We start from the raw sequence: 13,751 nt of genomic DNA on the forward strand, positions 1-13,751 counted from the left end.
CTCCCAGCCCGACCTGGCGCGCCCAGCCGCTTTCCATGTCCACGACGCCGACTCCGCCCGCCCTCGCTCCCGAGATCCCCCCGGGCCCTTCGCCCCGCTCGCTTACCGTGATGCTGTGGCTCGTCGCCACCGGCTTCTTCATGCAGACGCTGGATTCGACGATCGTCAACACCGCGCTCCCCGCGATGGCGACAAGCCTCGGCGAGCTGCCGCTGCGCATGCAATCGGTGGTGATCGCCTACTCGCTGACGATGGCCGTGATGATCCCCGTGTCCGGCTGGCTCGCCGACAAGCTCGGCACGCGGCGCGTGTTCTTCAGTGCGATCCTCGTGTTCGCGGTGGGCTCGTTGCTGTGTGCGAACGCGCATACGCTGAACCAGCTGGTGCTGTTCCGCATTCTGCAAGGCGTGGGCGGCGCGATGCTGCTGCCGGTTGGGCGGCTCGCGGTGCTGCGTACCTTTCCGGCGGAGCGCTATTTGCCCGCACTGTCGTTCGTGGCGATCCCAGGCCTGATCGGACCACTGATCGGACCGACGCTCGGCGGCTGGCTCGTCAAGATCGCGTCGTGGCACTGGATCTTTCTGATCAACGTGCCGGTCGGCATCGTCGGCTGCATTGCGACGTTTATTTTTATGCCGGACAGCCGCAACGAACACGCGGGCAAATTCGACCTGGGCGGCTATCTGCTGCTGGTGGTGGGCATGGTGGCGATCTCGTTCGCGCTCGACGGCCGCACCGAGTTCGGCATTCAACATGCGACGGTGCTGGTGCTGCTGATTCTGAGCCTTGCGTGCTTCGTTGCCTATGGCCTGCACGCGGTGCGCGAACCCGCGCCGATCTTCCCGCTCGATCTGTTCAAGATCCACACTTTTAGCGTCGGGCTGCTGGGCAATCTGTTTGCGCGGATTGGCAGCGGCTCGATGCCCTACCTGCTTCCTCTGCTGCTGCAGGTGAGCCTCGGCTATAGCGCATTCGAATCCGGCCTGATGATGCTGCCAGTGGCGGCCGCGGGCATGGCGACGAAGCGTCTCGTGACCAAGCTGATTCTGAAATACAGCTACCGAAGCGTGCTGATGGCGAACACGATTCTGGTCGGCCTGATGATGGCGAGCTTTGCGCTCACGAGCGCGACTCATCCGCTGTGGCTGCGCCTCGTGCAACTGGCGATCTTCGGCGGCGTGAACTCGATGCAGTTCACCGCGATGAATACGTTGACGCTGAAGGATCTCGGCACCGGCGGCGCAAGCAGCGGCAATAGTCTGTTTTCGCTCGTGCAGATGCTTTCGATGAGTCTCGGCGTGACCGTGGCCGGCGCCTTGCTTGCGACCTTTACCGGCATCATGCAACGCGTGACGGCCGCGAATTCGCTACCCGCCTTTCATGCGACGTTCCTGTGTGTCGGCATCATTACCGCATGCTCGTCATGGATCTTTGCGCAGTTGTCGCCGGATATCCGCACGCCCGCTAAGAAAACCGATCCTTCGGAACGAACCTGAAAGTCGCACGCAGCACCCTTGAACAGCACCGTCGACCCTCAACGGGGCGCGTCCCGCACCAGCGAAGTGCGCGTCGTCGCCTCAGTACTGCGGCCGGCACACAATTGTTGCCTCGGAGCATCGCTGCTGGACGCTCGAGCTGGGTTCGTGCGCGCGCATATTTCTTGCTGGCCTATCCTGTAGACTTCGGGGCAGCGCGTGCGAGTTCGTGCCGAGCCTTGCAAGCGCTGCCATTTCCCCCCGACTGACATGATGAGCATGATCGAACTCGATCCTCCCGGCTTCCAGCCACCACGCCCGATGGCCGGCGACGAAGGCTCCCGGCGTACCGTTCTGTATGGCGGCTACACCGTTTTCAGCGTGTTTCAGCCGGTTTTCTCGGTGTCGCACCGGCGCGCGATCGGGTATCACGCGTCGCTGCGCGCCCATGACGAGCATGAAAGGCAAGTGCCCTCGCACGAAGTCTTTACCCAGGCCGCGCGACGCGGCGACCTGCTGGAACTCGGACGGTTGGCCGAATCGCTGCACCTCGGCAACTTCAACGCGTTCGACAGCCACGACGAATGGCTTTTCCTCAGCCTGCATCCGGCCGCACTGATGGACACCAGTTACGGTGACGCGCTGTTAGCCAGCCTGAAAGCGCTCGGTCTGCCGCCGCAGCGCGTGGTGCTCGAAGTATCCGAACAGGCTGGCGGCGAGACCACACGCTTTGCCGAGATCGTCGATTCGCTGCGCAAGTCCGGTTTCCTGATCGCGCTCGACGGCTTTGGCGCCAAGCATTCGAACATCGACCGCGTGTGGCATCTGCGGCCCGACATCGTCACGCTCGACCGCTGCATACTCGCGCAAGCGAGTGAACACTCGCATATCGAACGCGTGTTGCCGGGCCTCGTCTCTCTGCTGCACGAGTCCGGGCAACTGGTGCTGATGGGCGGTCTGAGCAGCGAGCGTGACGCGCTGATCGCGCTCGAATGCAATGTGGACTTCGTCCAGGGCGCCTTTTTCGCAGGTCCGAGCGTCGAGCCCGTCAAGCCGCAAGTCGCAGCCGGCCTGATGGATTCGCTCTCCGCCGCGCTGCGCGAGCGCGTTGCCGCTCGCGAGAAAGCCCAGTCTGCGCGGCTCGCACCGTATGTCACCGCACTCGAGGCCGCCGCCACGCAGTTGATTGCAGGGGAATCGATCACACAGGCCACCACAGGTTTGCTCGAGCTGGGCGAAACGGCGCGCTGCTTTGTTCTGGACGGTTCGGGCCGGCAGATCGGCGACAACGTGCTACCGCCAGGCCGCACATCGCAACGCGCGAAGCGCTTCAGCCCGCTGCTGCATTCCCAGGGCGCGAGTTGGGAACGCCGCCCGTATTTCATTCAGGCGATGCGTCAACCGGGCCGGGTTCATCTGACGCCGCCATATCTGTCGATCAACGAAGCGCACCTGTGCGTTACTGCGTCGATAGCTGCGCACACGCCGCATGGAACACAGGTGCTATGCGTCGACATCAACTGGGAAGTCGCGGCGCACCGTAACTGACGCCCCCGGATGGCCCTTGATCCGGGCAAGCAACTCCGTGACCGCCACACGGCCCAGCATCTGGTTGGCCGCCTGCAAATGCGCGGCGCTGGTGAGGATGCGCAGCGAGATGATCCTCGCCGAGACGTCCGTTGCGCCATCCGTCTGCACGTCGATTAGCCCGACGACGTCGCCGTCGCAGAACAACGCGATACACACTGCCCCGTCCATCGACACCACCTCGGCATGGCTCGCCTGTTGCGCGAGCGATGTAATGGCACCCATCCACCCCGGATCCGACACCGGTTCGCGGGCGCGCAGTGGCTGAGTTTCGGGCGTTGGACCGTGTGCACGAAGGGACGGGTTGACTGTGGGAAGCGAAGTGGGTGCAGCGCACAGAGGTATGTCGCTGATCAGTTGAGGCGTGTCGCTGAAAAGCTGCAACAGGCCAGTCCGGTCTTGCGCTTCAAGCGCCACGCGCAAGCGCTCGACGATTCGCCCATGCACCGCAGGATCGGGCCGTTCCAACGGCGCGCCCGCACGCCGCAGACGCTCCTTGGCACGATGAACCATTTGCCGGCAGGCGGCCGGTGTGCGCTCGAGAATCGAGGCGATTTCCGCATAGTCGCACTCGAACGCTTCATGCAGGACGAACGCCGCACGTTCGTCCGGCTTCAAATGTTCGAGCAGCAGCATCACGCCGTATGACATATCCGCCGCGCGCAACGCCAACTCCTCCGCCGACGGCGCGACTTCGTCGAGCCACGGCTCCGGCAACCAGCCACTAGCCTGCGACGCGCGCTCGCGCTGCGCGTGCCGCAGACGGTCGATCGCCGTGCGCGTGGTGAGCGTGGTGAGCCACGCGACCGGTGTTTGCACCGCTTGCGTATCGGCCAGATGCCATTTGAGCCAGACGTCCTGCACCACGTCTTCGGCTTCCGCGCGACTGCCGAGCATCCGGTATGCGAGTGCCAGCAGACGGGCGCGCGCGGCCTCGAAACTGGATGCCTTGTCGATTCCCTGATCCGTCATGCGTAGACCTCCCGATGGTGCGTGGTGAAAAAGCGGCTGCGTACCGATGGCATGGCTCAGGCGCTCGCCATGCTCGGCAATCCTGATCTTGACGCACGAGCAGAAGGTGATGTGACAGCGAGGCGCAAAAAAATTTCTGTCACACGGACGGCCGCTGCTTCGTCAAATGGGCAACAACCAGCGCATGTCCCGCGGCTTCTGACCCGTGGCCGCATGCGCATCCCGGAATGCCCATGCCGCACATCCTGATCGAGGACCCTATGCCTTCCAGTTACCCGTCTATCTCCAGCCTGGGCCTTGTTCCCACGGTGATCGAACAATCCGGCCGAGGCGAACGCGCCTACGACATCTACTCCCGCCTGCTGCGCGAGCGCATCGTTTTTCTTGTCGGGCCCGTGAACGAGCAGTCTGCCAGTCTGATCGTCGCGCAACTGCTGTTTCTCGAATCGGAGAACCCCGACAAGGATATTTCTTTTTACATCAATTCGCCCGGCGGCTCCGTGTATGACGGCCTTGCAATTTACGACACCATGCAGTTCATCAAGCCCGAGGTCTCGACCTTGTGCACCGGGTTTGCCGCGAGCATGGGGACCTTCCTGCTCACCGCGGGTCAGCGCGGCAAACGGTATGCGCTACCCAATGCGCGCATCATGATTCACCAGCCGTCCGGCGGCGGTCAGGGCACCGCGGCTGATATCGAAATCCAGGCGAAAGAGGTGCTGTATGTGCGTGCGCGTCTCAATGCGATGATGGCCGAGCGCACCGGACGCGGCGTCGAAGAAATCGCGCGCGACACCGACCGCGACAACTTCATGTCGGCGCTCGAAGCGAGGGAATACGGATTGATCGATGACGTGCTGGAAGCTCGCGCCACGTGGAACAACACGGTTCGTCGCGAGACCATGTTACGGGACTGACACGACGCCGGTTGCCGAACATTTCCACCTGCCTATCGGTGCGAGCGCACCACAAAAGCTGCTCACCTTCGCTGGAATCGCTATCATGTCGCGAATCGTCGAGTTCGACGAACGCTTCAATGGAGATACACATGGCGTCATCCAACGAAAACGTCAGCATGGCGCTATTCTGCGACTTCGAAAATGTCGCGCTCGGCGTGCGCGACGCGAAATACGACAAGTTCGACATCAAGCTGGTGCTCGAACGTCTGCTGCTGAAGGGCAGCATCGTCGTCAAGAAAGCGTATTGCGACTGGGATCGCTACAAGAGTTTCAAAGGGGCAATGCACGAGGCCAATTTCGAGTTGATCGAAATTCCGCATGTGCGCCAGTCGGGCAAGAATTCGGCCGACATCAGGCTCGTCGTCGATGCGCTCGATCTCTGTTACACGAAATCGCACGTCAACACGTTCGTCATCATCAGCGGCGATTCGGACTTCTCGCCGCTCGTGTCGAAGCTGCGCGAGAACGCCAAACAGGTGATCGGTGTTGGTGTGCAGCAGTCCACCTCGGATCTGCTGATTGCGAATTGTGACGAGTTCTTCTTTTACGACGATCTGGTACGCGAAAGTCAGCGCGCAGTTGCGAGGCGCGAGACGTCTCGCCAGCCGCAGAGCGCCCAGCAGGCGGCCAAGCGTACGACTGATGAAGAGAAGGCCCCGCCCAAGGAAGATCTGGAGAAGCGCCGCAGCAAGGCCGTTGAAATTGCGGTGCAAACATTCGACGCGCTCGCTTCCGAACGAGGTGATAGCGGCAAGATCTGGGCGTCCGTGCTGAAGAACGCGATTAAACGACGCAAACCGGATTTCAACGAGACCTATTACGGTTTTCGCGCTTTCGGCAATCTGCTGGAAGAAGCGCAGGCGCGTGGGCTGCTCGAATTCGGCCGCGATGAGAAGTCAGGTGCGTACGTTTATCGAAGCACGGCTGTGAATGTCTCGGGTGAAGCTGCGAGTGAAACCATCAGCGAAACCGGAACGGAGTCTGCCGAAACGGGGGCGGCTGAACGGGAAGCCGAACCTTCGCATGAAGCGCAAGCGGCCGTTTCCGAGTCGGGCGGCAAGCACAAGTCGCGGCGCAAAGACCGGAGCAATCGCAAGGCGGGCCGTGGTCAGCAAGAAACCGCGCATGACAAGCGCATTCGCCACGAAGTTGTTGATGAAGAACCTGCGGCTACCGCACCGGCTCCCACCGAGCACGCCGAACAGATCCAGCGGCACGAGCCGCATGAACACGCGCTGCTCCCACACGAGCCCGTCACTGAACCGGAAGCTCAAGAGCCCGACACTCGCGCTGTAACAGTGGAAGCGGATACGACCGACGACGACCAACCCGGGCAGCGTCAAAGCGCCAAAAAACGCGCATCGCGCAAAACGGCCACGAAGAAAGTGAAGAAAAGCACGCCGCGCACGATCGATGAAGTACCAGAGATCGCGGCGCCGGTCGAAGCCCTTGCGCCGGCAGTCAACTCGGAAGAAGCGCCTGCGCCCGCCAGAAAGGCCGCCCGCAAAACGGCGTCTCGCAGCCGTCGTCCGCGCAAGGCGGCGTCAACGGACATCGCGGAGTAAGCGAGCCGGCCGGCTCACCGCTCAGTAAGCCGGATAAGGCGCATACATGACCGGCGGCGGCGGTGCGTAGTAAGGACGCGGCGCGACATACACCGGCTGCGTCGAATAGTAAGGTTGTGGCTGAGCGATCGTCTCGCCCTTCGAGACCATGCACTGGGCGTAGGCGGTGTCGTAGCGCGCCTGCATGCCGGCGGCCGAATACTGTGCGCCATTCGCGCCGTTCGCGCCGCCGATCAGCAGGCCGGTGCCCGCGCCGATCGCCGCGCCCGCGCCGGCGTTGCCCCCCGCCGCACCGAACAACGCACCGATCGCCGCGCCGCCGAGCGTGCCGAGCGCCGCGCTGTTCACGCTATTCGTGTTGGCCGCCTGCGCCGCACCGGACGGATTCGTCGTTTGATTCGCGTAATCGCGGCACGCGTAGTCGTTCTGCTGGAACTGGCTGAGCGGCTCGCCGCTATGCGGCATCGCGACCACGCTCGGGCCGCTCGGCGGCACCACCGCGCAACCGCCCAGCGCGAAGGCGATGACGGCGGCGGGAATCGCCAGGCTGATCGATTTATTGTTGGAAATCATGGTAGTGCACTTCGGAGGATTGGAATTCAAACGTTAGGCTAACCGCAATATTCCGTGGTTACGGCTTCGTTACAGAAAGTTTTTTGCGCGGCCGGCCTGCTTCGTGCCGGTCGTGCGCCGAGGCGGCTATCGGGTACGTTATATCGGGTAATGCTTGTAAATGAGCTGGCAATCAATCGAAACGAAGCGCGGCCTACACTCGCGTCAAACGATTCCCCGCCCAACCCGATCGACCAGACGAAGGACGCCCAGATGAACTGGCTCACTCCTGCCGCCGCAGCGGCTTGCGTCGCCTGTAGCGTGCCCGTATTCGCGCAATCGACCCCGGCCGCGCCGAGCGTCGTACTCCAGCAACCGGGCGCGGCGACCTTTCCGAACGCCGCAATCGCGCAGAACTTTCAGTACATCAATCATCCGCCGGTGGCGCCCGCCCCCGCCAGTTCGACGAAGACGACGGGCGGCGGCCGGGGCCATCGGCATCGACAGATGTCGACGAGTTCTGACTCGGACGGCTAGCCACCGGTCAACGCCACTTCGCGTCCGCGCAACGGCAGTTACCAACTGTGACAAACCTCTTTCATAAGCGAGCCTAACACCGATCCTTCGCCTCCAGATCGCCTCAAAAAACAGAAAGCCCTCGCACAGGAGGGCTTTCGTCTCTCGCTACCATCACCGAGCGCAACCACAAGAACCGGTTCGGGCTATCCGAACCACGCGTCAGGTCACGACCTCAGACGGCAACCGGTAATCTCAGGCGAAGTTCTTCGCTGCGAAGTCCCAGTTGACGATGTTCCAGTACGCTTCGACGAACTTCGGACGTGCATTGCGATAGTCGATGTAGTAAGCGTGCTCCCAAACGTCGATCGTCAGCAGTGCCTTTGCGTCGGTGGTGAGCGGCGTGGCGGCGTTGCTCGTCGACACGAGGTCGAGCGAACCATCCGCCTTCTTCACGAGCCATGCCCAGCCCGAGCCGAACGTGCCGACCGCGGTCTTCGCAAACTCTTCCTTGAACTTGTCGAACGAACCCCACTTCGCATTGATCGCGTCAGCCAGCGCGCCGCTCGGTGCACCGCCACCTTGCGGCGACAGGCTGTTCCAGAAGAACGTGTGATTCCACACCTGGGCCGAATTGTTGAAGATGCCGCCCGACGACTTCTTGACGATTTCTTCCAGCGACAGGTTCTCGAACTCAGTGCCCTTGATCAGATTGTTCAGGTTGGTCACATAGGTCTGATGATGCTTGCCGTAGTGAAACTCGAGCGTCTCTTCCGACATGTGCGGTGCGAGCGCGTTTTTCGCGAACGGCAGCGGCGGGAGCGTATGTTCCATGGTGCTTTCCTTCTCTGTATCTGTTGTGGGGGAGTCTGCGGATGACGCTATCGAGCACTCGATTGTAGGCGAGTTGGAATAACCCCGCAAACCAACGGCCTTTATGTCCGGCATGACAAACATGCCGTGCGCAAGGCCTTCGGAAGGGGTGCGCATGGCGCGTGCCTGCACCGTCGGAAGACCGGAAATGAGCACCATCCGGCCTCCGGCGAAACATCAGAAACCGTCCGTCAGACGCGCCTGCACGTCGGCGAGCGCGACGTCAGCCGAGCCTTCTGCGAGATGCATCGTCAAACGACGACCGGGTTTCAGCGACGACGGCGTGCGAATCGCCTGACCGCTTTGCGCATCGAGCACGGCCGCATAACCGCGCTCGAGCGTGCGCTGTGGACTCAGCACTTCGAGTCGCGCGCCAAGCATGTCGATGCGCGCGACCTGACGTTCATGCTGGCGCGATAGCGCCGCATCCAGACGCTGCGCCAGCATGTTGACGCGCGCGCGCTCGGCCGCGAGATCCGGCCGCCAGCGTTGCCAGCGCATCTGCAGCAGCGAAAATCGCGCGCGAGCATCGCGCACCGGCCGCGCGCCTGCCGACGCGAGCCGCACGCGCAACTGCTGCAGATGCGTGCCCTGCCGCGCGAGCCGCTCGGCCGGCGACACGAGCCGGCGCGCCAGCCAGTCGAGCTGCTGCGCGCGCCGCTCCATCATGCGGCCGAACGCGCGTGCGAACGTCGCGTGCCGCTGATCGAGTTCGCGCAACAGCATGACGCGCTGCGGGCTCACGAGTTCAGCAGCACCAGTCGGAGTGGGCGCGCGAACGTCGGCGGCGAAATCGGCAATCGTGAAATCGGTTTCGTGACCGACGCCACTCACCACGGGAATGACACTTTCCGCAATCGCACGCGCGAGCACTTCTTCGTTGAAAGCCCACAGGTCTTCGATCGACCCGCCGCCGCGACACACGATCAGCACGTCGACCTCGCGGCGCGCGCCGGCCGTCTCGACCATCGCGGCGAGCTTCGCGCTCACGCCCACACCCTGCACCGGCGCCGGATAAACGATCACCGGAATATGCGGCGCGCGGCGCGAAAGCGTCGTCAGCACGTCGCGCAACGCGGCCGCCTGCAATGACGTGACGATACCGATCGCGCGCGGATGCGTCGGTAGCGCGCGCTTGCGCTCGGCGGCGAACAGGCCCTCGGCCTCGAGCTGCGCCTTCAGGCGCAGAAACGCTTCGTACAGCCGCCCCTGACCGGTGCGGCGCACCGCTTCGACATTCAGCTGCAGTTCACCGCGCGGCTCGTACATCGTGACGAGCGCGCGCACCTCGATCCGATCGCCTTCGCGCGGCATGAATTCGGCGTACTGCGCGCGACCGCGGAACATCACGCAGCGCATCTGCGCCTGCGCGTCCTTGATCGAGAAATACCAGTGGCCACTCGCGGCGCGCGTGAAATTCGACACTTCACCAGCGACCCAGACGAGCGGAAACGAGCGCTCGAGCATCGCGCCGATTGCGCGATTGAGCGCGGAGACAGGAACGACGACCTCACCGCCTGGTGTGGCCGCCGAAGCAAAAGGATTTTCGGGATTCATGCGAGGAATAAGTAGGACTGGCCGGACAGACGATAGACCGCGCGGCCAGTGGCGTCCAGCCGGAATCGCAGGATTGTTAAAAGTGTCCACATGGCGGGAACCGCCTGACGAATTCCGCCAGGACGCTCGCCAACGCCATTGAATTTGAAGCAGACCATTGATTTATATGGCTTTTACATCTTCATAACGAGCTGGCACTCCGATCCAAACGGCGCGCAATGGGCCTTCCGGCCCGTCGGATGGGAGGTTCTCCACAAAGTTATCCACAGACTGTGGGCAACCGCACATTGCGTACCCACGCGCGCGTCAGGCCCCAAGTGACTTGCCGGGCGGCACGCCAGCGCGCTAGAGTGGCGGGTTCGACGACATGTCGATCGCGCAGCGCGGCCGAGCGTTTGCCGGCCCGGGCGAACATGCGCGGGCCCTTTCGCCGCGCCGCCTTCGCCTCATTTTTCGACCGTATTCGAATTCGATTGTCCGGAGAACCGCGTTGATGTTGATCCCGCGTAGTGCGTACGGCGCGCAGTGTGTGCCCGCAATCCGCCCATGAGCGAACTCAGCGACCGTCTCGAAGCGCGCCTCGCGCGCGAATGGCAGCAACGTGGACCGCTCGCATGGGCGCTGACGCCGCTCGCCTGCGTGTTCGGCGCAATCGCGGCCGCGCGCCGCGCGGCGTTCTCGCTCGGCTGGCTGAAGTCGGTGCGAGTCGGCGTGCCGGTCGTCGTCGTCGGCAACGTGACGGTCGGTGGCACCGGTAAGACGCCGACTGTCATCGCGCTCGTCGAAGCATTGCGCGCCGCGGGCTTCACGCCCGGCATCGTGTCGCGCGGCTATGGCGCGCGCGTGAGCACGCCGACCCAGGTCACGCCGGGTTCGTCGGCGCGCGTAGGTGGAGATGAACCCTTGCTGATCGCGCGCCGCACCGGTGCACCCGTGTGGGTCTGTCCGGATCGCGTCGCCGCCGCCCAGGCGCTGTGCGCCTCGCAACGCGACGTCGACGTGATCGTCAGCGACGACGGCCTGCAGCACTATCGCCTCGCGCGCGACGTCGAACTCGTCGTGTTCGATCACCGCCTCGGCGGCAACGGTTTCCTGCTGCCGGCCGGGCCGCTGCGCGAACCGCTGTCGCGCCGCCGCGACGCAACGCTGATCAACGATCCGTACGCGCGCACGCTGCCTGCGTGGCCGAACACGTTCGCACTGCAGCTCGCGCCCGCCGACGCGTGGCATCTCGACAACCCCGCGCTGCGTCGCCCGCTCGCGCAATTCACCGGTCAGCGCGTACTGGCCGCGGCCGGCATCGGCGCGCCGGAGCGCTTTTTCGCGACGCTGCGCGCGGCCGGCCTCGCGCCCGCGACGCGCGCGCTACCCGATCACTACGCATTCGAACGCAATCCGTTCACTGACGTCGACGCTGACGCGATCCTGATTACGGAAAAGGATGCGGTAAAATTGGGGTCCTGGCACGACGCGCGCATCTGGGTAGTCCCGGTCGAAGCCGCGCTCGATCATCGCCTCACTGCATTAGTTGTGGAGAAAGTCCGTGGACGCTCGCCTGCTTGAAATCCTCGTCTGCCCGATCTGCAAGGGCCCGCTCAGCTACGACCGCGCCGCGCAGGAACTGATCTGCAACGCAGACAAGCTCGCCTATCCGATCCGCGACGGCATTCCCGTGATGCTGGTCGACGAGGCGCGGCAGACGGTCGAAGGCACGCCGGTCGATCTGAATCCCGGCTCGGTCGCCTGACGCACAGCGACGGCTCCACCGCGAGTCGCCGCGCTGCCTCGCGCGCGGTCCAGGGCGGGCGCCAATACCAGTGTCCCCCCGCATTCGCTCCATAATTGATCCGCAGCCTTTTTCATCGCTCCGGCTAAAGTCTGACTCCGCGTGCGCGTCGCGCGCGCAGCCTCTTGCTCCGGTCTAATCGCCGCCCGCCCTTGATTCGATGACCCACTCCGTTCCTCATCCGTTTATCGCCGTCGTGCCGGCCCGCCTCGCGTCGACGCGTCTGCCCAACAAGCCACTCGCGGACATCGGCGGCAAGCCGATGGTCGTGCGCGTCGCGGAGCGCGCGCGCGAATCGGGCGCTCAGCAGGTACTGGTCGCGTCGGACGCGCAGGAAGTGCTCGACGCGGCGCACGACCACGGTTTCGACGCGGTGCTCACGCGCGCCGATCATCCGTCGGGCACCGACCGTCTGGCGGAAGTGGCGACCCGCTTCGGCTGGAGCGACGACACGATCGTCGTCAACGTGCAGGGCGACGAGCCGCTGATCGATCCGGCGCTCGTGCGCGGCGTCGCCGCGCATCTGGCGACGACGAGCGACTGCGCGATCGCGACGGCCGCACATCCGATCACCGATCCCGCTGAAATTTTCAATCCGAACGTCGTCAAGGTCGTGCCCGATGCGCGCGGCGTGGCGCTGTATTTCTCGCGCGCGCCGATCCCGTGGGCGCGCGACGCGTGGCAACCGCAGTGGCCCAACGTCGCGTCGATGCCCACGCCGCCCGCGCCCGCCGTCGTGTATCGGCATATCGGCCTGTATGCGTATCGCGCGAAATTCCTGCGCACGTACCCGAGTCTCGCGATCTCGCCGATCGAGCAGGTCGAAGCGCTCGAACAGCTGCGCGCGATGTGGCATGGCGAGCGCATCGCGGTACTCGTTACGCACGACGTACCATTGCCCGGCGTCGATACCCCCGCCGATCTCGCGCGCGTACGGGCTTTATTCGGGTCTTGAGCGCGGGAAGCCGTGGCATAATCGAACGGTTATGCGCGCCTCCCAGCGCGGGCGACGCTGGGGTTATCCCGGTCGCGCCGTTCGGATCTTGCAGCGCCGTCGTATTCGACGTGCAGCGCGAACTAGCCAACGGAAGCCGACGCGGGTCCTGCGAGAATCGCCGGGGAACATGCCGCGTCAACAAAGAATTCACATAGATCTGGAGATATCCATGCGTTTGATCCTGTTGGGTGCACCGGGTGCTGGCAAAGGCACTCAGGCCAACTTCATCAAGGAAAAGTTCGGCATTCCGCAAATTTCGACCGGCGACATGCTGCGCGCGGCCGTCAAGGCCGGCACACCGCTCGGCCTCGAAGCGAAGCGCTTCATGGACGCGGGCGAGCTCGTCACCGATGAGCTGATCATCAACCTCGTGAAAGAGCGTCTGCAGCAGCCGGACTGCGCGAACGGCTATCTGTTCGACGGCTTCCCGCGCACGATTCCGCAAGCGGAGGCGATGAAGCAGGCCGGCGTCGCAATCGACTACGTGCTCGAAATCGACGTGCCGTTCGACGAGATCATCGTGCGCATGAGCGGCCGTCGCTCGCATCCGGCTTCGGGCCGCACGTATCACGTGAAGTTCAATCCGCCGAAGGTCGAAGGCGTTGACGACGTGACCGGCGAGCCGCTGATCCAGCGCGACGACGACAAGGAAGAAACGGTCAAGAAGCGTCTGGAAGTCTACGAATCGCAGACCAAGCCGCTGATCGAGTACTACAACGGCTGGGCGACGAACGGCGATGCATCGAGCTCGGTAAAGGCGCCCCAATATCGCCGCATTTCGGGCCTCGGCAGCGTCGATGAAATTCGCACCCGCGCGTTCGACGCACTGAAGTAAGCGATGCCTGCTGTTTGCCTCTGATGAAAAACCCGCCCGCGTCGGCGGGTTTTTCATTTGGCGAGTGCGCAAATCAA

Annotated in this window: 13 protein-coding genes; 9 read left to right on the plus strand and 4 right to left on the minus strand. The window is 63.7% G+C overall.

Going from position 1 to position 13,751, the window contains the following annotated elements; all coding sequences use genetic code 11:
- Positions 1 to 35: 35 nt before the first annotated feature.
- Both mdtD and L0U81_RS12410 read left to right on the plus strand, forming a co-directional pair.
- Positions 36 to 1,496 carry a multidrug transporter subunit MdtD gene (gene mdtD, locus L0U81_RS12405; protein WP_267956676.1) on the plus strand — a complete coding sequence of 487 codons (1,461 nt, stop codon included), beginning with the start codon at positions 36 to 38 and terminating at the stop codon, positions 1,494 to 1,496.
- 252 nt (positions 1,497 to 1,748) lie between these two features.
- Entirely contained in the window at positions 1,749 to 3,023 is a 1,275-nt protein-coding gene (locus tag L0U81_RS12410) for an EAL domain-containing protein (protein WP_233804315.1), read from the plus strand.
- Here the strand turns inward: L0U81_RS12410 and L0U81_RS12415 are convergent.
- Complete coding sequence (locus L0U81_RS12415) at positions 2,979 to 4,034, minus strand: sigma-70 family RNA polymerase sigma factor (RefSeq protein WP_233803042.1); 1,056 nt, start codon at positions 4,032 to 4,034, stop codon at positions 2,979 to 2,981. The two genes, L0U81_RS12410 and L0U81_RS12415, sit on opposite strands and share 45 nt — an antisense overlap.
- Positions 4,035 to 4,294: 260 nt before the next feature.
- Between L0U81_RS12415 and clpP the strand changes: the two genes are divergently transcribed.
- Both clpP and L0U81_RS12425 read left to right on the plus strand, forming a co-directional pair.
- Positions 4,295 to 4,951: an ATP-dependent Clp endopeptidase proteolytic subunit ClpP gene (gene clpP, locus L0U81_RS12420; protein ID WP_233804317.1), complete on the plus strand. Its 657-nt coding sequence runs from the start codon at positions 4,295 to 4,297 to the stop codon at positions 4,949 to 4,951.
- A gap of 131 nt (positions 4,952 to 5,082) precedes the next feature.
- Positions 5,083 to 6,558: an NYN domain-containing protein gene (locus L0U81_RS12425; RefSeq protein ID WP_233803044.1), complete on the plus strand. Its 1,476-nt coding sequence runs from the start codon at positions 5,083 to 5,085 to the stop codon at positions 6,556 to 6,558.
- Positions 6,559 to 6,579: 21 nt separating this feature from the next.
- On the opposite strand, the gene L0U81_RS12430 is transcribed toward L0U81_RS12425, so the two are convergent.
- Positions 6,580 to 7,131: a glycine zipper family protein gene (locus L0U81_RS12430; protein ID WP_233803046.1), complete on the minus strand. Its 552-nt coding sequence runs from the start codon at positions 7,129 to 7,131 to the stop codon at positions 6,580 to 6,582.
- 252 nt (positions 7,132 to 7,383) lie between these two features.
- Here L0U81_RS12430 and L0U81_RS12435 point away from each other — a divergent pair, with 252 nt between their 5' ends.
- Positions 7,384 to 7,647, plus strand: a complete 264-nt coding sequence (locus L0U81_RS12435; RefSeq protein ID WP_233803048.1) for a hypothetical protein — start codon at positions 7,384 to 7,386, stop codon at positions 7,645 to 7,647.
- Positions 7,648 to 7,881: 234 nt separating this feature from the next.
- Here L0U81_RS12435 and sodB read toward each other — a convergent pair whose 3' ends face one another.
- Both sodB and xseA read right to left on the minus strand, forming a co-directional pair.
- Positions 7,882 to 8,460 (minus strand): superoxide dismutase, encoded by a 579-nt coding sequence (gene sodB / locus L0U81_RS12440; RefSeq protein WP_233803050.1) that lies wholly within the window; start codon positions 8,458 to 8,460, stop codon positions 7,882 to 7,884.
- 216 nt (positions 8,461 to 8,676) lie between these two features.
- On the minus strand, positions 8,677 to 10,056 hold the full coding sequence (xseA, locus tag L0U81_RS12445) for an exodeoxyribonuclease VII large subunit (protein ID WP_233803052.1): 1,380 nt from the start codon (positions 10,054 to 10,056) through the stop codon (positions 8,677 to 8,679).
- A gap of 546 nt (positions 10,057 to 10,602) precedes the next feature.
- Between xseA and lpxK the strand changes: the two genes are divergently transcribed.
- From lpxK to adk, 4 genes are all read left to right on the plus strand, one after another.
- Positions 10,603 to 11,619 carry a tetraacyldisaccharide 4'-kinase gene (gene lpxK / locus L0U81_RS12450; RefSeq protein WP_233803054.1) on the plus strand — a complete coding sequence of 339 codons (1,017 nt, stop codon included), beginning with the start codon at positions 10,603 to 10,605 and terminating at the stop codon, positions 11,617 to 11,619.
- Complete coding sequence (locus L0U81_RS12455) at positions 11,600 to 11,803, plus strand: Trm112 family protein (RefSeq protein ID WP_007180583.1); 204 nt, start codon at positions 11,600 to 11,602, stop codon at positions 11,801 to 11,803. The genes lpxK and L0U81_RS12455 overlap by 20 nt, the downstream gene beginning before the upstream one ends.
- A 199-nt stretch (positions 11,804 to 12,002) precedes the next feature.
- Positions 12,003 to 12,797, plus strand: a complete 795-nt coding sequence (kdsB, locus tag L0U81_RS12460) for a 3-deoxy-manno-octulosonate cytidylyltransferase (RefSeq protein ID WP_233803056.1) — start codon at positions 12,003 to 12,005, stop codon at positions 12,795 to 12,797.
- Between the two features lie 211 nt (positions 12,798 to 13,008).
- Positions 13,009 to 13,674, plus strand: a complete 666-nt coding sequence (adk, locus tag L0U81_RS12465) for an adenylate kinase (RefSeq protein ID WP_233803058.1) — start codon at positions 13,009 to 13,011, stop codon at positions 13,672 to 13,674.
- The last annotated feature ends 77 nt before the right edge of the window (positions 13,675 to 13,751 follow it).

The organism is Paraburkholderia sp. HP33-1 (assembly GCF_021390595.1).
In the GTDB taxonomy this organism is placed as follows: Bacteria; Pseudomonadota; Gammaproteobacteria; order Burkholderiales; family Burkholderiaceae; genus Paraburkholderia.